Below are 22,685 nucleotides of genomic sequence, written 5' to 3'. Positions count from 1 at the left end.
TCTTTTTCAGCTATTGGCCAGCGCACGGGCGCGGGCATCAAAAATTTCCTGCAGGTGATTGACCGGGTCACCGGCGGTGATGCCGCCGTCAATGGGCATCACGATGCCGGTGATCTGGGCCGCGCGTTCGCTGCACAGGAACAGGGCGGACTGGGCGACATCTGCCGGACTGCCGTGGCGCTTGAGCGGTTGGTTGGAATCCCACACCGGTGCGAGTGCATCGCGGATGCGGATCATCTGCTCGGGTGTCATGCCGGGAATGTTGAACGCGGTGAGCGGGGTGCGGATATGACCGGGCGCCATGGCGCAGACACGGATATTATATTCGGCCAAATCAATGGCAACGGACTTGGTAAAGTGAATCACCGCTGATTTGGTAGCGCGGTAACTCATCAGGGCCTGGCCGGGCAGTATGCCGGCGATGGAGGCGTTATTGAGAATGACTCCGCCGCCATTTTTGGACATGTACTTGGCGGCGCATTGAGTGCCCTTCATGACGCCAAACAGGTTGATACCAACAACTCTGTCGAAATCACTCAAATCGTCGTCGAGAAAACGCGGGTGCTGGGCACCGGAAATGCCTGCGTTGTTGAACATGATGTCCAGACCGCCAAATTCGCTGACGGCGAAATGCACCAATGCCTGCAAATCATCGGCGTTGGAGACGTCGGTTTTTTTGAAGCGGGCCTGCTTGCCGAGTTTGTCGGCATGGGCCTGCCCGGCGTCTTCGTTGATATCGGCAATAACCACACGTGCGCCCTGTTCAATAAACAGGGCAGCGGTGGCTTCACCGATACCGCTGGCGGCACCGGTCACGACGGCGACCTTGCCCTTCAGATCCTGATTCATCTGTCTCTCCTTTTATGAGATCAGCTGCGTGGTTCCAGCGTTAACGGCAGCTTGGCAATGGTGTGCGTAGCGACCGTGGGCTGGTAGGTCAGGTCTTCCGGTGCGACTTGCAGATGCAAACGCTTGGCGCGTTTGATCAGTTCTTTCGCGGCCACGTTGATTTCCATGCGCGCCAGCGAGGCACCCACACAGCGGTGAATGCCGACACCGAAGGCTAGGTGTGAACCGTGGTTGGGGCGCTCGGTACTGAATTCCCGTGGGCATTCAAACTTGCTGTCATCGTCGTTACCGGAGGCATACATCACCAGCATGTGGGCGCCCTTCGGCAATTTCTGGCCACCGAGTTCACATTCACGGGTGGTCATCTTGGCCAAGCCGCGAACCGGCGGTGCATAGCGCAGCAGCTCTTCCACGAAGCGATTCATGTAGCGACGATCGTCCATGTTGTTGTAGAGCTCGTCGGCAAGATCGGGTTTGCTGGCCAGAATAAACATCAGGTTGCCGATGGCGGTGGCAGTGGTGTCGTTGCCGGCAATGATCAGGGCGCGAATCAGGGAGACGGCTTCGGCAAAGGTGAGCTTCTCGCCGTCTTCAGTGGTAGCGTGTACCAGATCCGAAATCATATCTTCTTTAGGGTTGGCTTCCCGGTCTTTCATCTGGGCGATGATGAAGTTCTGCAGATCACAGATTTCCTTGGCGTTGGCCACCATTTGGCCGTGATCCTGCATGCGGCCAATCTGGGCGGTGATGGCTTCGGACCAGCGAGAAATTTTCTCGCCGTTGTATTGTTCGATGCCCATCTGCTCGCAGATCACGGCGATGGTCAGGGGAATGGCGTACTCACGCACACCGTCAACGACCTCACCGTTGGCAGCTTTTTCCATCAGCTTGTCAGCGGCGTTGCTGATGACCTTGGTGATGCCGGGCTCTAACGATTTCACGCGGTGGGCGGTAAACGCCTTGTCCAGCAGTTTGCGGATGCGGGTGTGGTAGGGTGGGTCGCTTTTGATGGCGTCGGAGAAGAAACCACCGCCCTCGGTTTCCAGAATCTGTTTGAACTCTTCAAAGTAGCCGCTGGCGTATTGCTTTTCGTAGCCATGCTTGTCGGAAAAGGTTTCCGGATCGCGCAGCAGCTCCACAATATCGTCGTAGCGAGTCACCAGCCACATGCCTAGTTTTTCGTCAAAGTGCACTGGATCTTCAGCGCGCATGCGCGCGTAAAATTCCGTTGGTTGTGCCTGAATAAGTGGGTCGGTCAGTGTGAGTTCATTCAGGGGTTTACCGCTGTATGGGCAGGTGGCTGCGTCGGTCATGATCGCCTCTTTTATAGTAAACCGGGAAAACCGCGCTGCTACTGCAGAGCGCTGGGGCTTCCGATGAAAAAGTCTTTGGTGTCGGTTGGTGCCGGTTGTGCCTGCGCGCGATACTCCCGGGGACAGACCTCATACACCCGTTTGAACAGGCGACTGAAGTGAGCCGGGCTTTTAAAGCCAACACGAAAGGCCACTTCGGCAATGGATATTTCGTTTGGCGCAGTGGTTGATAACCATTTGTGCGCGGTTTTCAGACGCCAGTCCCAGACCAGTGTTGAAAATGAAGTGCCATTTTGTCGAAGAAGGTGAGACAGGTAGCGCGGCGAAATGCCGCAGGCTTCGGCAACCATCGAGGCGTTCAGCTTCGGATCTGACAGGTGTTTTTCGATAAAACGCATAACGTCCTGCAGGCGCTTCTCAGATAATGATTGACGCTCCTGGGCCAGATCGTCGCGCCCTTTAATCGCGTCGGTGAGAACGTACAGTGCGGCGTCCACTAGCTTTTGCTGGATGTGATCTGCCAGCTCGTCAGCATCTTCAAACACATCGGTCAGCATGCGCTCCGCGATCAGGAATTCACGTCCGTCGGCGGGAACGGTGTAGCCAGCCTTGATCTCTTGCGGGATATATTGGCGAAAGGCCAGCGTCGGCAGGACGACATGCAGCACCTCATGCTGGGCGTTGTCATCGGGGCGGCACTCGATTGCAAACGGGGACATGGATTTGGTAATGACAAAATCGCCGGCGCGGGCCGTGCTGGTGCCGCACTGATGGGAAACGTTAAGGGTGCCGCGTTTGACGAACCACAGTACCACCACATCGGTGGCGTCCTCTCGAATATGTGCCCAGGTGCGACGGAAGCGCAGTCGGGTTTTTGAGCGCAGCTGGATAATGGAGCACGATCCCACGGCTTTTCGTTCGGCGCGTACATCAATCTGGGAGCCGGCTTCAATGGTGTAATCGCCCAGATAGTATTCCTGGTTGTTAGTGCCGCGAAATGCGTCCTGACATTGTTGGTAGTTGCGCTCGTCAAAAGCAAAGAGTGTTTCAGACATGGTTCACCTCGCTGGCTATCCCGTGTGTGCAATCTGTTATGGTTGGTATTTGCTCAACATAGGTGTTGAACTATAGAAGGGCGCTGCACGGGGCTCTCACCACTTTGCGATAATCCTTCAACATTTCGCGCAGCTGGCGGCGGCGGACCTGTATCAGCGGGTAACGCTGGCTTCTGCCAGCTTTGCCTGCTCACCTTCTGACAGTCCGAGAATCTCGCCAAACACATAGTGATTGTGTTCACCCAGGCGCGGGGCACCGGCATGAATCTGGGCAGCTCGACTCATTTTCCAGCCGGGCCCAACGATCGCGCGGCTGTTGCCGTCAGAGGTGCTCACTTCCGGATAAAAAGACCGGGCCCAAAGGTGTTGATCGGAAATCAGATCCAGAGAGGTAAAGCTCTTACTGGCGGCAATACCCGCGTGCTGCAGTTCAGCGGCTGCTTCGCTGGCGTCCTGGCAGGTGCTCCAGTGGCTGATCAGACTATCGAGCTCAGCTTCGTGTTGCTTGCGCGCGGCCAGCGTGGCGAAACGCGGATCGGTGGCGAGCTCGGGTTTGCCGACGCTGGCTGCGATGGTGTTTGCGATGACAGCCCAGGCGTCGTCATCCTTTGCCGCCAATGCCAGCCATTCGCTGTTCTGACATGGGTACACGCCATGGGGAGCCATTTCGGCGTGGCGGTTCCCGTCGCAGGCCTGGATTTCATCGTTGAGCGTGGATTTCATGATGGCGTCGCCCATCATGCTGGTCATGGTTTCCACGGCGGAGACATCGATAAACTGTCCCTCGCCAGTGCGATTGCGATGGCGCAAGGCTGCAACGCTGGCCAGTGCGGCGGCTGTGCCAAAGGTGGAATCGGCATAGCGGACATTCATGCCGCCTGGAGCTTCGCCTTCATAACCTACCACCGAGCTGAGTCCGCTAAGGGCGGCGAAGCAGGGGGCATACCCCGTTTGGTAAGCCAGTGGTCCGGCGGCGCCATACATCCCCATCGAGGTGAAAATAATGCCGGGATTGACGTTTTTCACACGCTCGTAACCCAAGCCCAGGCGCTCAATTGCTCCCGGGCGCAGGTTTTCAATCAGAATGTCAGATTTGGCCAGCAGGTCCAGTAGCAGCGCGATACCCTGTTCGCTTTTCATATTGATCTGTGCACTGAGCTTTTGCGGATTGACCGCCATAAAGCCGGGGGCTTTGTTCAGGTCGTCGACACCGTAGATACGGGTTACATCGAGAGAACCTTCGCTTTCAATGCGAATCACTTCTGCACCCAGAAAAGACAGTAGTTTGCCCGCGTAAGGGCCGGCCCATACCTTAGTCAGTTCGATAACTCGAATGCCCTGCAGGGGGCCGCCACGTTGTTGGGTCATAGCGCACCCCCGGTGACCGTGGCAAGGTGTTGGCTGTGTTGGCCGAGCAGTGGCGCGGGGCTTTGTGGATAGGTCGGGGTTTTGCTCAACTGGTAGGGGGTACCAGGGTAGCGCGCGTTGCCGATGATCGGATGGCGGAGTTCGGTAAAAAATCCGCGATATTCGTATTGCTCGCAGGCCAGCAGGTCTTCGGCATTGTTAACGGCGACCAGGGTTAGGCCCAGTTGTTGGGCTCTGGCTGCGGCGTCGTGCTTGTTCTGGGTTTTGAGCCAGGCGCCGAGATGCTGGCGGCACAGGGTAACCCGCTCGGCCGTGCAGCCCCGCTCCAGCCAGTTGTCGGGGAAATCGTTCATCCAGGTGGTATCGTCCAGCAACTCCCGCAAAGCCTGCCAGTGGCTAGGCGCGGACATCCAGATATAGGCAAAGCCATCCCGGCACTCAAAGATGCCAGCGGGGCCAGCCAGATCAAAGGCATCGCGCTCGGCGCTGACGTTCATTTCGCCACTGACCATCTGCGCAAGCACGTAATCAAGGCGAGACAGCAACACCTCCTGCTTGGATATTTCGATTGTGCGACCACCGCTGGAATCACACAGACAGGCGCTGATACACATCGCGGCCTCCATGCCAGCCTCGTAACTCGCCATAAAGCGTCCAGCGCCCTTCAGTGGTGGCCGTGAAGGGTCGGCTCCGGTCGGCGTGTGGTAAGCCCAGCCAGCGCTGTTCATCACGGTCAGGTCAGTGGCATGTCGCCGATCATCGGGAGGGGTGAGCCCGAAATCGGTGATGGAGCAGAACACCAGCGCTGGAAAGTCGCGTTCGACGCGGTCGAATGTCAGGGTGTGATGGGTAAGCCAATCGTTCGGATGATCGTCAATGACCACGTCCACATTTGCCAGCAGCGTATCCAGTGTTGAGCCTGCAGTATCAAGATCTAGGGCTACACTGTGTTTGCCGATGTTTAGATAGGCGAACAGACCGCTGTGCTCCGGCGCTGGATTATTGTCTTTGAATGGCCCCAGTGCACGGGTTGGGCTGCCGCTGCCAGGTTTTTCTATCTTGATGATTTCGGCGCCAAAATCGGCGAGTAGCTTGCCGCAGTACTCGCCGGCGACTGATTCGGCCAGCTCTAATACGCGAATTCCCTGTAAGGCGCTCATGGGTTCCTCCAACAAATGACGGGACACTGTACAATTACTCAGCTATACAACACCATTGTTGAATAGTAGTATCGATTGGCTGTGAAGACCACAACACCCGCTGGTTGCCGCGTATGTTGCGACCGCTAACCAGCCAGAGCGGGCTGTGTTGATTCTCCACGCAGCCTCGACAGCTTCCTGACAGTAGGCGTCAAAACAATGCACAGTTGACGCAGACGGATTGTCTTCAACGGTGTGAATAAGAGGTAAGGCTATGAGTGATAACCATTTCTACAGCCTGGACGGCCCCCTTGAACTGATGCCCACGGAGCGGCAGATGCGTATTGCCAATCTGGGGGCTTTCCCGTCGCTGGCGCGGACCCGTGGCGCCGATCCCCGTTCCCTGTTGGAGCGGCATCATATAGATCCGCTGGTGGTTCGCGATCCGGATCACTACATCGACTGTCAGGATTTTGTGGACCTGCTGGAAGACTGCAGTGCCACCTTCAACGATTCCTTGTTTGGCTTGCAGCTGGCGCAATTGCAGGAGCCGGATGTGTATGGGTGTGTCACTGCGCTCTGCCGGGCTGCCGCCACCGTGCGCGAGGCGATTGAGTGTCTCGTTGAATATATCCCGGTGACCCATTCGCCAGCGGCGATTCAAGAGCTTTATGTGGGCGATAAGGTCGCGGAATTACGCTGGGGAGTGCGTACTGATCTGGGTTGCAACAAGCAGGCGAACTATCACGCAGCGCTGCTCAATGTGAAATTGTTGCGGCAACTGGGGGGTAAGGATTTTCAACCGCATTACGTCAATTTGGCTGTTGATGCGCGCAACCGCGATATCGAAGAGTTGGAGCGGCAACTGGGCTGCCGTTTTCACAACTCTGCTACAGAGAATGCTATTGCCTTCCCCGTGGAGATTCTCGATCGGCGTATTGCCAGTGCCAACAGGCTGTTGTTCAAGCTGGTTGGCGGCTATTTGAGTAAGGTGAAAGAGGCCGCGCGCACCAGTTTGGCAGATCGAGTCCAGGATTATGTGCGCAGCTCTCTACCTACAGGCAATTGCACGATAGAGCGCTGCGCACAGAAAATGGATATGTCGGTGCGAACTCTGCAGTCCAAGCTGGGCGACAGCGATCTAAGCTTTTCGGATATTCTGGAAGAGCAGCGCGTGGGCCTGGCGCAAAGCTATCTCAAGCAACAAACTCTGTCACTGGATGATGTGGCGGCAAATCTTGGATACTCGGAGCAGTCGAGCTTTGGTCGTGCCTTCAAACGCTGGACCGGGGTAACGCCAAAGCAGTTTCGGCAGCAGTACTTTGCCGGCGGCGTGCCGCGCTAGCGTTTAGATGTAATAGGTTGAACGGGTCATCACTTTTGAGGCCAGCGTCATCAACTCTTTTATGCGGGGCTCAAAGTCCTTGCCGCCAGCGGCCAGTGCGATGCTGGCGTGCTCTGATTCATCGCGCAGCATCTGTTCCAGGATTGCGCGTGACTTTTCATCCTCGGGGGGCAATTGTGTCAGGTGTTCACGCAAATGTTGGCATACCTGTTCTTCGGTGGCAGCGACAAAGCCGAGACTGATGCGGTCACCCAGGGCGCCCGCCAGTGCACCCAACAGAAATGAGGCGGAGTAAAACACCGGGTTCAGGTGACTGGTGTGGCTGCCCAATTCCCGTAAACGTTGTTCGCACCAGGCCAGGTGGTCAATCTCTTCGTCCGCTGAATGCTGCATGGCTGATTTGACCGCCGGGTCTTTGGCGGTAATGGCCTGGCCGTGATACAGCGCCTGAGCGCAGACTTCACCGGTGTGGTTTATGCGCATCAACCCGGCGGTGTGGCGCGGGCTGTCGTCAATAAGGGTGTCCTGGTGTTTATCGGCCGGGTTGAAACGGCGCGCCCGGCTGCTGCCGGGCACCAGTGTTTTCAGGCCGCGGTCAGCCGAAATAAGGAGTTTATCGAGGAAACTGTGGTGTCGAGTCATGGCGCTATTCTACCCGATTTGTTCTGTTTGGGCGCTTTGCTCTTCGAGAATCTCAATGATCAGGCGTTTCAGGGTAAAGCTGGCTGACGGCTTGCTCATCTGGCGATAGGGCCCCGTCGCGTCTGCGGGCACATCACGACCATTTTCCAGCAGGAAGATGGTTCCCGGTGGAGGCAGCTGCGCTAGTTCAGCTTCGTGCCGCAATCGGTTACTGACACGTACCGGGTCTGGACTGGAATCACTGATCAATTGGACATGAATAGGCGCGCGCAGTGTGCATTGATTACGCAGCAGGGCGATGGCCTGGCGGTCGTTGTGGGCGACAAAGGCGATCATCCCCCACTGCTCGCAGTGCTTTTTCTGTTGCAATGCAAAGTGGCGATTGGCCTCGACGATGAGTATGCGGCGGGCTTTTAGCTGCAGTAACTGGGGGAGTTTCTGTTCGTGTTCCCATTGCGTGAGCGGCACCACGACATGAATATGCTGGTTGGGTCCCAGTGATTGCAGCCGTAGGCTGCCGCCTAACGCCTGCACCAGCTGACTGACAATCTCGCCGCGAGTTTGCAGGGCCTCGCGCGACTCACTCGCGGTATCCCCCAAATGCAATAGCAGCAGCGCCTTACGACCGCGGTAGCTAAAATCCAGATACAATTTTTCGTGCCAGCGCGCACTCAGCCGAATGCCCGGTTCTGTCGCGAAGTAGGTGGTGACCAGCAGGAGTTGGGACAGTAGCTGACGCAGACGGCCCGGGTCGCCCAGTACTTGCCCGGGCATGTCATCGTCTAATGACAGCGCGGTGAGTTCGCCAATATGACTATCAGCAAAATCCTGTAGCAGAGGTGGCAGATCAAACAGCAACTCTGGCGTGGTTGGGGTTTCATTGTCGAGAAAGTCCTGTGACTGGATATTCTCAACGATACCGAGCATGTCTTGGCTCGCCGCCAGCAGGCTCTGTACGTAGTCTCGCTGTTGCGGGCTTAGCCGTGAATTGCGCAGCATTTCGGCAATGCCAAAGATTGCACTCAGCGGTGTTATCAGGCCGTGATTGAAGCGGCGCAGGGTTTCATTACCACTGCGAACTTCGGCTTCCAGTGTCGACACTCGCAGACGATGTTTAAACCCTTCCACAAGACTTCGCTGCCGGTCTATCAGGGCCAGAAGCGACAGGATTAGTACTTCAGTTGCAGTGCCGAACAGCATCAGCATATTGATGGTTTCAGTGCTGGCGCTAAGGTGGGTATAGGTTAACGAGATTACCGTAACAAACAGTACAAGCCAGGCGCGCGAGAGAAGGTATTCGAAAGCAGCTCGGTCTTGCGATTGAAAGTAGGTGAGCAAGGGCCGCAAGGTTATCAGCGTAGCCGAAATACCTACCAGCGCTACCATGGCGATGCTGGAATAGGACACTGCCAACTGGGTGGCGACGGCCGCTGCCATCAGGTTGATCGCGACCAGCACTTGCATAAGGCGGCGCCAGCGCAACTGTGGCTCAGCGGTACGCAATTGAAATTCGTTGGCAATGAGGATGGCGATGGCCATGCTGAGGTGGGTGAGTACCACGAATGCCGGGTTTGAAAACAATGAGCTCGCATGCTCGGAAAGAAGTATATAGCCCCAGGATGCCGCAATAGCGCTCATGTTACACAGAGAGTAACACCCGAGCAGCACAAACAGACGTATGCGCGGGTAAACAAAAAACACAGCAAAATTGGCGATGCCGAGGGCAAATAGCAGACCAATACCGATTCCGTTGCCGAATAATTCGTAGCGATATTCGATCAGAAAGGGGTATAGATCAGTCAAACTCAAGCTGGTGGGCGTAAGCCCGACGCCATCGATACACAGGTAAAACAGAACTTGTTGTTGTGGCGCTATGCTCAGCGAGAACAGGTTGGGGCTGCGAGCGATGCCCCGGGTGTTCACAGGCTGGATTTCTCTACCGTCGAGGGTAAACAGTCGCAGATGATCCAGGTGCGAGGGGCGAATGCGCAACACGGCATTTCGCTCTTGGGTGCTGCTATTGGCAAGCCCGAAACGAAGCCAATAGCGACCGCGATTGAAGTCTAGCGTTAGATCGTTGGTTCGCACCAGCCGAAAGTCCCGGCTGTGTTGTACTTGTGCAAGCGTGTAGCTGCGCTGTGGATCAACGAGGAGGTCTAGCTGTTCGCCGATAGGCAGATCGAAGTGCCCATCGGCGGGAATACGCAGAATGTCTGCTGCCAGGGCGGGCAAGGCCAGCCACAGGCTTAGCAGACAAAGCCAATGCTTAACTATCTGCTTCGCGCGCGATGGCGCGATAGCCGATGTCCTTGCGGTAGTAGACACCATCCCAGGTGATTTTCTCGGTTAGTTGATAGGCTTTTTGTTGTGCTTCGGTAACAGAATACCCGAGCGCGGTGGCACATAGTACGCGACCACCATTGGTGACAACCTCGCCGTCTTTGAGACTGGTGCCCGCGTGGAACACCTTTTCGCTGCTATCGCTGGCGTCGCCCGGCAGACTGATTACTTTTCCTTTTTCGTAGTTGCCCGGATAACCGCCCGCTGCCAGTACGACACCGACCGCTTTGCGCGCATCCCACTGTGCTTTGGTATCGTTGAGTTTTCCATCCAGCGCTGCGTGGATGAGTTCTACAAAGTCCGAGCGCAGGCGCAGCATGATTGGCTGGGTTTCAGGGTCACCAAAGCGACAGTTAAACTCAATCACCTTGGGCTCGCCCTGAGGGCTGATCATCAATCCGGCATACAGAAAGCCGACATAACGGTGGCCTTCTTTTGCCATGCCCTGAACGGTGGGCATGATCACCTGATCCATGATGCGCTGGTGAATCACCGGGGTCACCACCGGGGCCGGTGAATAGGCGCCCATACCACCTGTATTGGGGCCAGTGTCGCCGTCACCTACGCGCTTGTGATCCTGGCTGGTGGCCATGGGCAGTACGTTTTCGCCGTCTACCATCACGATAAAGCTAGCCTCTTCGCCCTCGAGAAACTCCTCGATGACAACCCGGCAGCCGGCCTCGCCGAAGGCGTTGCCTGACAGCATGTCACGCACTGCAGCCTCTGCCTGCTCAACGGTTTCGGCTACAATAACACCTTTGCCGGCAGCCAGACCATCAGCCTTGACGACAATAGGCGCGCCTTGTTCGCGGATGTAGGCCAGTGCGGGTTCTACTTCCGTAAAGTTCTTGTAAGCACCGGTAGGGATTTTGTGGCGAGCGAGAAAATCCTTGGTAAAGGCTTTGGAGCCCTCAAGCTGGGCTGCGCCCTTGCTGGGGCCAAAGCAGCTTAGGCCGCGTTGTTGAAAGTAGTCCACAATACCTTCTACCAGCGGTGCCTCAGGGCCTACGATGGTGAGGTTGATATGTTCCTTTTTTACAAAGGCCGCCAAGCCCTCGAAATCCATAACGTCGAGGGGGACATTTTCCATATTGGCTTCGCGCGCGGTGCCGGCATTGCCGGGTGCAACGTAAACCCTGGACACGTTTTTGGATTTTGCGGTCTTCCAAGCCAAGGCGTGTTCGCGACCGCCGCTGCCAATGATTAGGACTTTCATAATTACCTTTCTTTGTTATCGCATGCTAAGCGCTTTGTCGTAGCGTTCGGCGTCAGGCGCCGGACGCTCGCTTGTCATTAATGCCTGAAATGCCGCATTCCGGTAAAGACCATGGCCATATCCGCTTCATCGGCAGCGGCAATCACCTCTTCGTCGCGGATTGAGCCGCCGGGCTGTATAACACAGCTGATACCCACCTTGGCTGCATTGTCGATGCCGTCGCGGAAGGGGAAAAAAGCATCGGAAGCCATGACAGAGCCTTTGACCTCAAGGCCGGCATGCTCGGCTTTGATGGCGGCAATGCGGGCAGAGTTAACGCGACTCATCTGGCCTGCGCCTACGCCGACAGTGCGGCCGTCGCGACCGTACACAATGGCATTGGATTTGACCATCTTGGCCACTTTCCAGGTAAAGAGCAGGTCTCGAATTTCTTCTTCGGTTGGCTGGCGTTTGCTGACCACTTTCAGATCGGCAGCGCTGACCATGCCCAGGTCACGGTCTTGCAATAACAGGCCGCCGGTAACGCGCTTGTAATCCAGTGCGGCCACACTGTCAGTCCACTGCCCACATTCCAGCAGGCGGACGTTTTTCTTGGCGGCCACGGCGTCGCTGGCTTCCTGGCTGACAGAGGGCGCAATGATCACTTCTACAAACTGGCGTTCGCAGATGGCGGCGGCAGTGGCACCGTCAAGCTCACGGTTAAAGGCAATGATGCCCCCGAAGGCAGATTCGGGATCGGTTTCAAAGGCCTTGTCGTATGCTTCCTGCAAACTCGAGCCAATGGCAACACCACAGGGGTTGGCGTGCTTGACGATAACGCAAGCGGGCTCGTCGAATAGTTTGACGGTTTCGAGCGCGGCGTCGGTGTCGGCGATATTGTTGTAGGACAATTCTTTGCCCTGTAACTGCCGAGCGCTTGCGATGGAGCCGGCCACCGGGTTCTTTTCCACGTAAAAGGCGCTGCGCTGGTGAGAATTTTCCCCGTAGCGCAGTTCCTGCTGTTTGACGAAGTTCGCGTTGTAGGTGCGTGGAAAATTGTCGCTACCGCCAGCAACCTTTTGCCCGAAATAATTGGCAATGGCGCTGTCATAGGCGGCGGTATGCTCGTAGGCCTTGATAGCCAGATCGAAGCGCGTGTTATAGGTGGTGGAACCGCTGTTGCTGTCCAGCTCTTCGAGGACTCGCTGGTAGTCGGCGGCGTTAACGACGATTGTCACGTCGCGGTGGTTTTTGGCCGCGGCGCGTACCATGGTGGGGCCGCCGATATCGATATTCTCAATGGCATCTTCGAGAGAGAGTCAGGCTTGGCAACGGTTTGTTCGAAGGGGTAGAGGTTTACCACCACCATATCAATCGCGCTGATGCCGTGTTCGCCCATGATAGCTTCGTCGGTGCCCCGGCGTGCCAGAATGCCGCCGTGCACTTTTGGGTGCAGGGTTTTAACGCGGCCATCCATCATTTCGGGGAAGCCGGTGTAGTCGGAAACTTCGGTAACGTCGAGGCCGTTGTCTTTCAGTAGGCGAAAGGTGCCACCGGTAGAAAGAAGTTCAACACCGCGCTGGCGCAACGCGCCGGCAAATTCCACGATGCCTTCTTTGTCGGAAACGCTGATCAGTGCCCGTTTGACTGGACGAGGTAGTTCGGCTGTGCTCATTGAGGCTCAGATACCCTTGAATTTTAAAAATGGAAGAGAGAGTTGTTGGTCCTAAGTGCTTAAAGCAGACCGTACTTTTTCAGCTTCTTGCGCAGCGTGCCGCGGTTCAGGCCCAATACCTGCGAGGCTCGGGTCTGGTTATTGCGGGTATAGGTCATGACTTTTTCCAGAAGCGGTGCTTCCATTTCAGACAGGACCATTTCATAGACGTCGGTGACATCCTGACCGTCGAGTTGGTCAAAGTAGTTTTTGACCGCTACTGCTACGCTTTCGCGCAGTGACTGTGTTTCGGCGATCGCTGCGAAGGATTCCGTACGTGAGTTGTCGACCAACTCAAGTTTTGTTTCGGCGCTGGCGTTCATGCTGCTATTTCCCCTGTATCAATCTGCTGCCACTCTTCGCCAAAGCGATGGATAGCGTCAATTTGTTCGCCGGCTGAGGTCAACCCATTGAAGAGCCGGCGGCCTTGTTCAAAACCGTTAATACTCTGTCCATACCAGGACACGTGTTTGCGGGCGATTTTCACACCCTGTGCTTCGCCGTAAAACGTGTGCAAATGCTGTACGTGGCGAAGCATGGTTTGCCACCGCTCTGTAAGCGTTGCGCCAGGCAGTGCCTCGCCTGTGGCCAGGAAATGGTTTATTTCCCGGAACAACCAGGGTTGCCCCTGGGCACCTCGGCCAACCATTACGCCGTCTGCGCCGGTATAGTCCAATACCGCTTTTGCGGCGCTGGGGCTGGTAATGTCCCCATTGGCAAAAACCGGTAGTGATACCTGCTGTTTTATGGCCGCTATCGTGTCGTACTCTACGGCGCCGTGGTAACGGCAAGCCCGGGTGCGTCCGTGCACGGCGAGAGACTGAATGCCACAGTCCTCGGCAATGCGCGCAATTTCGCAGCCGTTGCGGTGTTCCGGAGACCAGCCGGTACGAAACTTCAGGGTAACCGGGACCTCGACGGCGTTGACCACAGCCTCCAAAATCTGGCGTACCAGTACCGGATCGCGCAGTAATGCGGAGCCGGCTTCTCGCTTGCACACTTTTTTGGCCGGACAGCCCATGTTGATATCGATAATATCGGCACCGAGACTGGCGTTATAGCGCGCTGCTTCGGCCATGGCTTCCGGTTCCGCGCCGGCAATCTGTACAACCCGGGGTGTTTCCCCCGCGTCGTGAGCCAGGCGCAGTTGTGTTTTTCGGCTGCTTCGAAGCTCACTGTTGCTGATAACCATTTCCGAGGTGGTGAGGCTGGCGCCAAACTCGCGGCACAGTCGCCTGAAGGGCAAATCTGTGACACCTGCCATGGGCGCGAGAACAGCTCTGCCGGGCAACGTGAAGCGGCCAATCCGGATCATGGTCGGGTTCCGTGGAACATCGTAGAGAGTGCGAAAAACAGGGCGCAATCATACTATTTTGCGCCGCGCCGATAAAGGCTTGTGTTTATCTTTTGATCAATGTATAGCGCGCTTACATCGACTGTTGCGCGGGGTAAAAATGCATCTGGTAGTTGATGGCGGAGCTGCCGGGATCGAGCACGCTAATCTGGATTCTTACACTTTGCCCGACTGGCATCATCGATTCGCCGGCGAGTTCGCCGTGCAGGTATTCCCGGGGAAGGAACTGACGCGCGGCGACGACAGCGCCTCGCTCGTTAGTAAAGGCTAACTCAAGGGCCGGGAAGGGCTGGCTGAAGTTGGCGGTATTAATGATGACAGCATCGATAAGCAGGCTGTTGGCGTACTCGGGGTGAGACAGCACATTAAGCCCGCGTGACTCAATGCGGGCCAAATTCTGTGGCGGTGGCAGGCGGCAGGCTTCACTGCCACCGAGCCAATTCACCACGCGGCAGGTGGCGGCCAGTTTTTCCCGGTGGGCGGACTGGGCGAGGCTGTTAAAGTTGGTGTAAATCATCTGGCCCAGTAAGGCGGCTAGCGCAAGAATACTCAGCAGCGACCATGCGGCCTGTTGACGGTTGATGCGTATCTGGCGTTTGTGTCGGTCGACCAGTTGGTCGAATTCGTCGTCAGTGTCGGTGGTGCTCAGGTAGTCGTGTGCTGCAGTTTCTTCAGAGTCGTAGTCGGTCTCGTCAGTTTCCCTGCTGGCTTTCAGGCGCTCATTTGGCTGCCATGCATCGCTTGGGTCGTCCGCGGCGTCGTTCTCTGTGTCCGAGTCTTCCCATAAATCTTCGTGTAATCTGCTTCCGGCGTCATCGTCGGCGGCGCTATCGTGTGTGTTCAGATGCTCCGTTGCGGGTGTGTCCACGTGTATAGCCGGAGTCACCTTGTTAGGCGTCTCGGCTTCAGTCGGGGGCGACTGTGGCGAAAAGTGGCGTGTAGCCTCGGCCGAATCGCTAGTCGGTTCGGCGCCATTTTGTACTGGCGCGGGCGGGTTGTCGCCGGAAGCTGTATTCGCTTCATCACCGGGCTCTGCCTTGAGTGCCTCGGTGTCTTCGAGGGGGGTGGTTTCTACCCAATTGTTGCGCGCATCAAAGACTTCCAGGCAGGCGCCACAGCGCACCAGGCCGCGCGCGGTGGCGAGCTGGGCTTCGGTAACCCGAAAACTGGTCTGGCAGTGGGGGCAGCGCGTGGCCCTGGCGGCCATGACAAACTCCTGCTGGTTTATTTTTGCACGGAGTTTACGTGATTACCCGGTGTAAGTGGAATTGCGAATACCAGAAATGCAGCACCAGTCGTCTTTTTCCACCACGCTCAGCTGGTCAAACCACTGCGCGTAGTGGTTGCGCAGGGTTTCTGCCTGCTCGCTGAGAATGCCTGACAATGCCAGCCGTCCCCCGGGTTCGAGATAGGCGGACAGGCGCGGCGCCAGTTCCATCAGTGGGCCAGCGAGGATATTGGCGACCACGATATCGGCTTTGCCATCTTTGTCCGCCTTGTCTGGCAAATGACAGGTCAGGCGGTCTTCGCTTAGTGCATTGCGTTGCAGGTTGTCACGGGTGGCAATGAGTGCTTGCGGGTCATTGTCGATCGCGGTGACCCGTTTGGCGCCGAGCAGCAGCGCGGCAATGCCAAGAATGCCCGAGCCGCAGCCATAATCCACCACGTGGGTGTCGTCGAGGTTCTGGCTGTCCAGCCACTGCAGACAGAGAAAGGTAGTGGGGTGGGTGCCAGTACCAAAGGCGAGGCCGGGATCGAGTTTGAGGTTGACCGCCGCCGGGTCAACCGGCTCTCGCCAGCTGGGGCAGATCCAGAGTCGTTGGCCGCATTGAATGGGTTGGTAGTGGCTCATCCACTCACGTTCCCAGTCTTTGTCTTCCAGAATTTCTACCCGGTGGGGGGGCAGCGGTGCGGGGTAATTGCGCGTCAATGACTCAACCACGACGGCCATGTCGGTACCGGCATCAAACAAGCCTGTTACCCGGGTGCGATTCCAAACAGGGCGTTCATTCAGGCCGGGCTCATACAGCGGCTGGTCGGCGCTGTCCTCCATCGTGACCGCGGCTGCTCCCAATTCGAGGAGGGCGTCTTCGAGCGGTTCGGCGTTGTCGCGATCGGCGTCAAGCTTGAGCTGTAGCCAGGGCATTGAATGGCTCCGGTTGTAAAAGTGCGGGCGATTGTAACAGAGGGAGGGGGTCGTGGGAGCCAGCGGTGTCGGCGAAAATAGGTTCAAGCTATTTCGCCCAGGACGAAGGTTGTCCGGCTGGCTCCAGAAGGCGGGGGTTAGTCTTTCAGCTTTTTCTCCAGGTAGTGAATGCTTACGCCACCTTTGCGAAATTCCCCGTCGCGCACCAGATCCTTGTGCAGGTCTATATTGGTGCGAATGCCGTCTACGACCAGCTCTTCCAGCGCGTGCTGCATGCGGGCCAGCGCGATCTCCCGGGTTTCACCGTAGGTGATCACTTTGCCGATCATGGAGTCGTAGTAGGGAGGAACCGTGTAGCCGCTGTACAGGTGCGAATCAACTCGCACGCCAAAGCCGCCGGGGGCATGGTAGTGTTTTACCGTGCCGGGGCAGGGCATGAAGGTCTTCGGGTCTTCAGCGTTGATGCGGGCTTCAAAGGCGTGACCGCGAACAATCACATCCTCCTGTTTGATGCTGAGCTTTTCACCGGCGGCAATGCGCAGCTGCCACTTGATCAGGTCGATGCCGGTAATCATTTCAGTTACCGGGTGCTCCACCTGGATGCGGGTATTCATTTCAATAAAGAAGAAACCGCCGTCTTCGTAAAGAAACTCGAATGTGCCGGCGCCCCGATAGCCAATTTTGATGCAGGCATCTACGCAGGCCTGAGCGGTTTCGTTCAGCGCGTCGAGATCAATGCAGGGTGGCGGTGCTTCTTCAAGCACTTTCTGGTGGCGACGCTGCAGTGAGCAGTCGCGCCCGTTCAGATGAATGGCGTTGCCCTGGCCGTCGGCCAGCACCTGAATTTCGACGTGGCGAGGTTTCTCCAGAAATTTTTCAAGGTAGACGGTGCCGTCTCCGAAAGCGGCTTTGGCTTCCGATTGGGTGACAAACACGGCGTTGAGCAGTGCAGCTTCGCTGTGCACCACGCGCATGCCGCGACCACCCCCGCCAGCGGCTGCCTTGATTATAACGGGGTAGCCAATCTTGCGGGCAATCTCGAGCGTGCGGTCGCCGTCTTCGGTCAGAGGGCCGTCGGAGCCCGGCACGGTGGGAACGCCGGCAGCTTTCATCGCTTTGATGGCTGAGACCTTGTCGCCCATCAGGCGAATTACGTCGGCTTTGGGGCCAATAAATATAAAGCCGCTGTTTTCTACTTGTTCAGCAAAGTCAGCGTTTTCGGCCAGAAAGCCGTAGCCCGGGTGGATGGCTACCGCATCGGTCACTTCAGCGGCTGAAATAATGGCGGGCCCGTGCAGGTAACTTTCTGTTGAGGAGGGCGGTCCAATACAGACTGACTCGTCAGCCAGGCGCACGTGCATCAGGTCTTTGTCTGCCTGAGAGTGCACCGCAACGGTCTTTATGCCCATTTCCTTGCAGGCTCGCAGGATTCGCAGCGCGATTTCGCCGCGGTTGGCAATCACTACTTTTTTCAACATGTGTGGCGTCGTCCTGTTGTCGCGCGTGGTGGGCCTTAAACGATGGTGATCAGTGGTTGATCAAATTCCACCGGCTGGGCATTGTCCACGAGTATCGCTTCTACAACACCGGACTTGTCTGCCTCGATCTGGTTCATCATTTTCATGGCTTCGACAATGCAGATTACGTCGCCGGCTTTCACGTGTTGACCAATCTGGACAAATGCCGGTGAGCCGGGTGAAGGGGCGCTGTAATAGGTGCCAACCATGGGAGACTTGATAACGTGACCATTGGTCTTGGCAGGTGCGCTTTCCTCTTCGGCCGGCGCTGCTGTGGGCGCGGCGGCAGCCGGGGCAGGTGCTGGCGCGGGAGCCGGCGCCGCATATTGCGGGGCGTAGGCCATGGGTACGCCTGCGTTGCGGCTAATGCGGACAGACTCTTCGCCTTCTTTGATTTCAATCTCGTCGATGTTCGATTCTTCGAGAAGTTCGATCAGTTTTTTGACTTTACGAATATCCATATACGCTCTCTAAATAGAAGTAAGGATTATTGGGTTTTGGATTCGTCAAGGCGGGCAATGGCCGCCTCCAGTGCCAGTCGATAGCTCTGTGGTCCAAGACCACAGACCACGCCAACGGCGATGTCTGAAAAATAGGAGTGCGCGCGAAACGGCTCTCTAGCGTGAACGTTGCTCAGGTGCACTTCAATAAATGGAATGTCGGTTGCCAGCAGTGCGTCGCGCAGCGCAACACTTGTATGGGTGAAGGCTGCGGGGTTGAACAGGATGAAATTGATGCCTTCGTGACGGGCATCATGGATGCGTTCGATCAGTTCGTATTCGGCGTTGCTCTGTAGGTATTGCAGGTGGTGGCCTGCGGATTCGGCGGCGTCTTTAAGCGTCTGATTGATTTCATTCAGCGTGGTGGCACCATAAATGCCAGGCTCGCGGGTGCCCAGCAGGTTCAGGTTGGGGCCATGCAATACCAGAATTGATGCCATAGTCTTTAAAAACAGTAAGTTATCGTTAATTCTTTTGATTCTGCCTGAAACAAACCGGCTCGTCCACGCATGGGAGCCATTTTTTCACAATTTTGCGGTCAAATGCCAGCGTGTTTTAAGAAGATATTGTGAATTTCGACGATTTTATTGTTTTCGGTGTTAACACTGAGGCGCTGTTCAGAGCGTTTCGATCGCTCGCAAAACCAGCGATTCGGTGAGGATCTGCGGTAGTATTCGGGCGCGTTCCTCGCCGGGCACATAGAGCAGGTAAAGCGGAATGCCGTTGCGCTGGTAATCGTCCAGCAAGGCGGTAATGTGGGCGTCGTATCGTGTCCAGTCGGCAATCACATAGGCCACGTTCTTCTCGGCAAAGGCGCTGCGAACAGCATCGGTGTGCAGTGCTACACGCTCATTAACTTTGCAGGTGATACACCAGTCCGCGGTGATGTCGATAAATACGGGGCGGCCGGCGGCGCGCAACTCTGCGAGTGTGGCTGCACTGTAGGGGAGCGTGCCGTCGCTACGTTGTGCAGCTGTTTGCGCCTCGGGGGTGAGGGAGCGCGTTTGGTTGACCAGTGCGATGGCTGTAATCAGTGCCAGAACGGCGACAACAATGGCGACTTTGCCGCGCAGCCCAACGCACCAGATGGTGAGCCCCAGAGCGAGCCATGCCAGTAGTGTTAGCCCCATGCCGTTGACACCGGTTTGCCGGCCGATGACCCAGCACAACCAAATGGCGGTGGCCAGCAGCGGAAAGCTGAGGAACTGTTTCAGGTGTTCCATCCAAGGGCCTGATCGGGGCAGGGCTTTGAGCGCTCGGGGAAACAGTGTTAACAGGTACACGGGCAGTGCCATGCCAATGCCGAGAGCGGCAAAGACCAGTAGCGATACGAGAGTGGTCTGGGTCGCCGCAAAACCCAGTGCTGTTCCCATAAAGGGTGCGGTGCAGGGGGTTGCGACAACGGTGGCCAGCACTCCGGTAAAAAAACTGCCCACGTAGTCATTGCGCTGGCTGAGTGTCTGGCCGGGTGTCGCACCGATGAAACTGAATTCAAATGCGCCCAGCAGGTTTAACGAAAGCACAAAAAATACGCAGGAGAGTAGGGCCACGAACCAGGGCGTTTGTAGCTGAAATCCCCAGCCCACAGCAGCCCCCGCACTTTTAAGGCCGACCAGCACCAGCGCAACGACGAGAAAACTGATGATTACGCCGGCGCTGTAGATGGCGCCGTGAACGGGTGCTTTGCCCACTCCAGAGTTGGTGAAGCTCAGTACCTTGAGGCCCAATACCGGGAAAACGCAGGGCATCAGGTTGAGGATGATGCCACCGGCAAGGGCAAAGATCAGCATTAGCCACAGGCCACTGGCCTGTGCATTTTGCGGCAGCGCGGAACGGCTGCTGGCGGCAGTATTCCAGACCGATTCGGTGGTCGAATCGATCTGGCCGCCTTTGGAGATTTTGAAAAACCAGTCGTGCGGGGGGTAGCACAGGCCGGCGTCAGCACAGCCTTGGGCGGTCAGTTTCAACAGTAAGGTGCTGGCGTCGGGTAGTGGTTTCAGGGTGGCGTTGGCGAAGTTGTAGTAGACCGGCGTTGGGCCAAAGTACGGGTCGTCCTTGACGATGGCGTCGCCGTAGTCGAGGGTATGGCGGCTGTGGTCGCCGGCGGCAAACAGTTGGGTCGCAAACTGTTTTTGGTAAAGGTAGTAACCATCGGTGATTTGCCAATTGATTTGCAAGGCATTATCACCCGTTAGAGATAGCAGGGGCGCGTAGGCTTCGGTAACCGGTAAAAAGGTTGGTGCCTGCTGGGCAAAAGGATCGTCGTTATTCCACGGCGTATCCGTCTGGCTTGCCGATAGCGGAAAACTCGCAAATAAACTGCACAGAAGTAACGCGCGCAGTAGGGTAAACTGTTGATATAGACGCATCATGACTCTTTAAAAGTGCGTAAAATACAGCGTCGGGTAGCAAGCCCCAGCGCAGCTCTGTCGGCATTGTAATGGATATCGCACGACAAGTTGCAGTCGCGGGTGCCACTGTGTGTTCTACTGGCCGGAGAGCCCATGTTTAAACGTGTATTGCTGTTTTTTCTGATATTGCCGGTATTGCCGGTGTCTGCGGTGGAATTTCATCAGGCCTATGTGCGCGGGTTGCCACCCACGCAATCAGCCACCGCTGCATTTTTCCGCGTCAGTAACCCGGACGCTGAGGCCTGGACCCTGACCGCGGTATACTCGGATATTGCCGAGTCGGTAGAGATTCACGAACACGTGCACAGCGCCGGGATGATGCAAATGAGACAGCGCAAGAGCCTGACAGTTCCGGCTGGCGGCGAGGTAGTGTTCAAGCCGGGCGGCTTGCATCTGATGCTGATCGGGCTAAAACAACCTTTGCGGGAGGGGCAGGAGGTTGCGCTCTGTTTCGAGAATGACAAAGGTGATATCACCTCGGTAACGTTTCCCGTAGTGAGTGTGATAAACGAGCACCGTCACCATTGAGCGGTACCACCATCGAGCAGTACCACGAGAGTTGAGGAGAGTGGGTATGGTTAAAGGCAGGTTGGCAGAACGTTGGCAGATAATGCGTGAGGCCGCCGAAGACTGGATGGGGGGGCGGCAGACTTTCAAATGGCTGCTGACTGCTATTGTTGCGTATCTCCTTCTGGTGTTGGTTCTGGGCATATACTGGAGCCGGGAGCCGAGTGATATCGCACTCTATGATAGTGGTGACCGGCCCATGGTTGTCGGCACCGTGACCACAAATATGCTCATTGGGGTCAGTGAAGCTTTGCTTGATAAGCCGGGCGGTTTTCTCAGTAACGATATTACGCCGCCTGGTGTGCTGCTCGATAATATGCCGGCGTGGGAATATGGGGCCTTGATTCAGGTTCGCGATCTTACCCGTGCTATGCGTGAGAGCTTCAGTCGCTCGCAGTCTCAATCGACCGAAGATGTCGATCTTGCCAAGGCTGAGCCTCGGTTTAATTTTTCTAACAATAGCTGGGCCGTTCCGGCTTCTGAATCTGAGTATCGCGACGGCATCAAGTACCTGAAGCGCTATCGCGATCGGCTGGCGCGGGTAGATGACCCTCAGGCCCAGTTTTATGCGCGTGCTGACAATTTGCGCTACTGGCTGGCGAGTGTTGAGTCACGCTTGGGCAGTCTATCTCAGCGGCTCAGTGCAAGCGTTGGGCAGCGTCGCCTGAATACCGATTTGGCCAATGACCCTTCTGCGCGGCAGTCTACCGCGACTCCGTCGGAGATGATGATAAAAACACCGTGGCTGCAAATAGATGACATTTTTTATGAGGCGCGCGGAGGTTCCTGGGCGCTGATACAGTTTTTGCGTGCTATTGAGAAAGATTTTGCAGACGTGCTTGCCAATAAAAATGCGCGCGTGAGTCTGCAGCAGATTATCCGTGAGCTGGAGCAAACCCAGCAGCCCATGTACAGCCCGATGGTGCTTAATGGCAGCGGATTCGGCGTATTGGCAAACCACTCACTGGTGATGGCATCTTATATTTCCCGGGCCAATGCGGCCATTATTGATCTTCGTGAACTTTTGTCCAAAGGATGAATCATGCGTTTCAAGTTATTCAGTCTCGTCTCTCTCTCGCTGTTGCTGGGTGCCTGTGCACTGTCGCCGCAGCAGGTCACCATCAATCCGACCCTGGAGCCGTCGAAAAGTAATATCGGGGAAGGCCGAACCCTCTATCTTGAGGTGGTGGATAATCGAGGGAAGGAGGCCATTGGCAGTCGCGGAGGCCT

The 22,685-nt window shown here is 56.5% G+C and carries 19 protein-coding genes and 2 pseudogenes; 4 read left to right on the top strand and 17 right to left on the bottom strand.

From position 1 onward, the window contains the following. Positions 1 to 6: 6 nt before the first annotated feature. The 5 genes from ABYP39_RS08030 to ABYP39_RS08010 form a co-directional block, all read right to left on the bottom strand. A complete protein-coding gene (locus ABYP39_RS08030) occupies positions 7 to 849 on the bottom strand; it encodes an SDR family oxidoreductase (protein ID WP_372748952.1) in 843 nt (280 codons plus the stop codon). A 20-nt stretch (positions 850 to 869) separates the two neighbouring features. Continuing rightward, the gene (locus tag ABYP39_RS08025) at positions 870 to 2,162 is read right to left on the bottom strand and encodes a cytochrome P450 (protein ID WP_372781942.1); all 1,293 of its coding nucleotides are present in this window, start codon (positions 2,160 to 2,162) and stop codon (positions 870 to 872) included. 38 nt (positions 2,163 to 2,200) lie between these two features. Further along, a complete protein-coding gene (locus ABYP39_RS08020) occupies positions 2,201 to 3,217 on the bottom strand; it encodes a helix-turn-helix domain-containing protein (protein ID WP_372748950.1) in 1,017 nt (338 codons plus the stop codon). Between the two features lie 153 nt (positions 3,218 to 3,370). Continuing rightward, positions 3,371 to 4,585, bottom strand: a complete 1,215-nt coding sequence (locus ABYP39_RS08015) for a CaiB/BaiF CoA transferase family protein (RefSeq protein ID WP_372781940.1) — start codon at positions 4,583 to 4,585, stop codon at positions 3,371 to 3,373. Then, positions 4,582 to 5,745: a CaiB/BaiF CoA transferase family protein gene (locus ABYP39_RS08010; RefSeq protein WP_372781938.1), complete on the bottom strand. Its 1,164-nt coding sequence runs from the start codon at positions 5,743 to 5,745 to the stop codon at positions 4,582 to 4,584. The genes ABYP39_RS08015 and ABYP39_RS08010 overlap by 4 nt, the downstream gene beginning before the upstream one ends. 253 nt (positions 5,746 to 5,998) lie before the next feature. Between ABYP39_RS08010 and ABYP39_RS08005 the strand changes: the two genes are divergently transcribed. Next, on the top strand, positions 5,999 to 7,069 hold the full coding sequence (locus tag ABYP39_RS08005; RefSeq protein WP_372764121.1) for an AraC family transcriptional regulator ligand-binding domain-containing protein: 1,071 nt from the start codon (positions 5,999 to 6,001) through the stop codon (positions 7,067 to 7,069). A gap of 3 nt (positions 7,070 to 7,072) precedes the next feature. Here ABYP39_RS08005 and coq7 read toward each other — a convergent pair whose 3' ends face one another. The 12 genes and pseudogenes from coq7 to ABYP39_RS07945 all read right to left on the bottom strand — a co-directional run bounded on the left by coq7 (position 7,073) and on the right by ABYP39_RS07945 (position 20,846). Beyond that, complete coding sequence (coq7, locus tag ABYP39_RS08000) at positions 7,073 to 7,711, bottom strand: 2-polyprenyl-3-methyl-6-methoxy-1,4-benzoquinone monooxygenase (protein ID WP_372750688.1); 639 nt, start codon at positions 7,709 to 7,711, stop codon at positions 7,073 to 7,075. A 9-nt stretch (positions 7,712 to 7,720) separates the two neighbouring features. After that, positions 7,721 to 9,943 carry a 7TM-DISM domain-containing protein gene (locus ABYP39_RS07995; protein ID WP_372781936.1) on the bottom strand — a complete coding sequence of 741 codons (2,223 nt, stop codon included), beginning with the start codon at positions 9,941 to 9,943 and terminating at the stop codon, positions 7,721 to 7,723. A gap of 34 nt (positions 9,944 to 9,977) precedes the next feature. Further along, positions 9,978 to 11,267, bottom strand: a complete 1,290-nt coding sequence (gene purD, locus ABYP39_RS07990; RefSeq protein WP_372748846.1) for a phosphoribosylamine--glycine ligase — start codon at positions 11,265 to 11,267, stop codon at positions 9,978 to 9,980. A 77-nt stretch (positions 11,268 to 11,344) separates the two neighbouring features. Further along, a pseudogene (purH, locus tag ABYP39_RS07985) lies at positions 11,345 to 12,921 on the bottom strand (bifunctional phosphoribosylaminoimidazolecarboxamide formyltransferase/IMP cyclohydrolase). Positions 12,922 to 12,980: 59 nt separating this feature from the next. Further along, positions 12,981 to 13,283: a DNA-binding transcriptional regulator Fis gene (fis, locus tag ABYP39_RS07980; protein ID WP_372748844.1), complete on the bottom strand. Its 303-nt coding sequence runs from the start codon at positions 13,281 to 13,283 to the stop codon at positions 12,981 to 12,983. Next, on the bottom strand, positions 13,280 to 14,275 hold the full coding sequence (dusB, locus tag ABYP39_RS07975) for a tRNA dihydrouridine synthase DusB (protein ID WP_372748843.1): 996 nt from the start codon (positions 14,273 to 14,275) through the stop codon (positions 13,280 to 13,282). Before dusB ends, fis begins: the two co-directional genes overlap by 4 nt. 112 nt (positions 14,276 to 14,387) lie before the next feature. Further along, entirely contained in the window at positions 14,388 to 15,521 is a 1,134-nt protein-coding gene (locus ABYP39_RS07970) for a DUF3426 domain-containing protein (RefSeq protein ID WP_372781934.1), read from the bottom strand. Positions 15,522 to 15,563: 42 nt separating this feature from the next. Next, positions 15,564 to 16,460, bottom strand: coding sequence for a 50S ribosomal protein L11 methyltransferase (prmA, locus tag ABYP39_RS07965; RefSeq protein ID WP_372781932.1), 897 nt, complete (start codon positions 16,458 to 16,460; stop codon positions 15,564 to 15,566). Positions 16,461 to 16,597: 137 nt separating this feature from the next. Beyond that, positions 16,598 to 17,938, bottom strand: coding sequence for an acetyl-CoA carboxylase biotin carboxylase subunit (accC, locus tag ABYP39_RS07960; RefSeq protein ID WP_372759432.1), 1,341 nt, complete (start codon positions 17,936 to 17,938; stop codon positions 16,598 to 16,600). Positions 17,939 to 17,973: 35 nt separating this feature from the next. Next, positions 17,974 to 18,438 (bottom strand): acetyl-CoA carboxylase biotin carboxyl carrier protein, encoded by a 465-nt coding sequence (gene accB, locus ABYP39_RS07955; RefSeq protein WP_372781930.1) that lies wholly within the window; start codon positions 18,436 to 18,438, stop codon positions 17,974 to 17,976. 26 nt (positions 18,439 to 18,464) lie between these two features. Then, positions 18,465 to 18,917, bottom strand: coding sequence for a type II 3-dehydroquinate dehydratase (gene aroQ, locus ABYP39_RS07950; RefSeq protein ID WP_372749960.1), 453 nt, complete (start codon positions 18,915 to 18,917; stop codon positions 18,465 to 18,467). A gap of 177 nt (positions 18,918 to 19,094) precedes the next feature. After that, complete coding sequence (locus ABYP39_RS07945) at positions 19,095 to 20,846, bottom strand: protein-disulfide reductase DsbD family protein (RefSeq protein ID WP_372763688.1); 1,752 nt, start codon at positions 20,844 to 20,846, stop codon at positions 19,095 to 19,097. A 135-nt stretch (positions 20,847 to 20,981) separates the two neighbouring features. Between ABYP39_RS07945 and ABYP39_RS07940 the strand changes: the two genes are divergently transcribed. From ABYP39_RS07940 to ABYP39_RS07930, 3 genes and pseudogenes are all read left to right on the top strand, one after another. Further along, entirely contained in the window at positions 20,982 to 21,416 is a 435-nt protein-coding gene (locus ABYP39_RS07940) for a copper chaperone PCu(A)C (protein WP_372749726.1), read from the top strand. A 46-nt stretch (positions 21,417 to 21,462) separates the two neighbouring features. After that, positions 21,463 to 22,494 (top strand): DUF2333 family protein, encoded by a 1,032-nt coding sequence (locus ABYP39_RS07935; protein ID WP_372749725.1) that lies wholly within the window; start codon positions 21,463 to 21,465, stop codon positions 22,492 to 22,494. Positions 22,495 to 22,497: 3 nt separating this feature from the next. Continuing rightward, a pseudogene (locus ABYP39_RS07930) lies at positions 22,498 to 22,685 on the top strand (hypothetical protein); the annotation flags it as partial.

Origin of the sequence: Litorivivens sp., from assembly GCF_041625495.1 — a bacterium.
In the GTDB taxonomy this organism is placed as follows: Bacteria; Pseudomonadota; Gammaproteobacteria; order Pseudomonadales; family Spongiibacteraceae; genus Litorivivens.
The sequence above is the reverse complement of the archived record's forward strand: the minus strand, read 5'-3'. Positions and strand labels throughout refer to the sequence as shown.

Coding starts and splice junctions, on each gene's coding strand:
- ABYP39_RS08030 (WP_372748952.1), bottom strand. CDS start 849: ATGAATCAGGATCTGAAGGGCAAGGTCGCCGTCGTGACCGGTGCCGCC.
- ABYP39_RS08025 (WP_372781942.1), bottom strand. CDS start 2,162: ATGACCGACGCAGCCACCTGCCCATACAGCGGTAAACCCCTGAATGAA.
- ABYP39_RS08020 (WP_372748950.1), bottom strand. CDS start 3,217: ATGTCTGAAACACTCTTTGCTTTTGACGAGCGCAACTACCAACAATGT.
- ABYP39_RS08015 (WP_372781940.1), bottom strand. CDS start 4,585: ATGACCCAACAACGTGGCGGCCCCCTGCAGGGCATTCGAGTTATCGAA.
- ABYP39_RS08010 (WP_372781938.1), bottom strand. CDS start 5,745: ATGAGCGCCTTACAGGGAATTCGCGTATTAGAGCTGGCCGAATCAGTC.
- ABYP39_RS08005 (WP_372764121.1), top strand. CDS start 5,999: ATGAGTGATAACCATTTCTACAGCCTGGACGGCCCCCTTGAACTGATG.
- coq7 (WP_372750688.1), bottom strand. CDS start 7,711: ATGACTCGACACCACAGTTTCCTCGATAAACTCCTTATTTCGGCTGAC.
- purD (WP_372748846.1), bottom strand. CDS start 11,267: ATGAAAGTCCTAATCATTGGCAGCGGCGGTCGCGAACACGCCTTGGCT.
- fis (WP_372748844.1), bottom strand. CDS start 13,283: ATGAACGCCAGCGCCGAAACAAAACTTGAGTTGGTCGACAACTCACGT.
- dusB (WP_372748843.1), bottom strand. CDS start 14,275: ATGATCCGGATTGGCCGCTTCACGTTGCCCGGCAGAGCTGTTCTCGCG.
- ABYP39_RS07970 (WP_372781934.1), bottom strand. CDS start 15,521: ATGGCCGCCAGGGCCACGCGCTGCCCCCACTGCCAGACCAGTTTTCGG.
- prmA (WP_372781932.1), bottom strand. CDS start 16,460: ATGCCCTGGCTACAGCTCAAGCTTGACGCCGATCGCGACAACGCCGAA.
- accC (WP_372759432.1), bottom strand. CDS start 17,938: ATGTTGAAAAAAGTAGTGATTGCCAACCGCGGCGAAATCGCGCTGCGA.
- accB (WP_372781930.1), bottom strand. CDS start 18,438: ATGGATATTCGTAAAGTCAAAAAACTGATCGAACTTCTCGAAGAATCG.
- aroQ (WP_372749960.1), bottom strand. CDS start 18,917: ATGGCATCAATTCTGGTATTGCATGGCCCCAACCTGAACCTGCTGGGC.
- ABYP39_RS07945 (WP_372763688.1), bottom strand. CDS start 20,846: ATGCGTCTATATCAACAGTTTACCCTACTGCGCGCGTTACTTCTGTGC.
- ABYP39_RS07940 (WP_372749726.1), top strand. CDS start 20,982: ATGTTTAAACGTGTATTGCTGTTTTTTCTGATATTGCCGGTATTGCCG.
- ABYP39_RS07935 (WP_372749725.1), top strand. CDS start 21,463: ATGGTTAAAGGCAGGTTGGCAGAACGTTGGCAGATAATGCGTGAGGCC.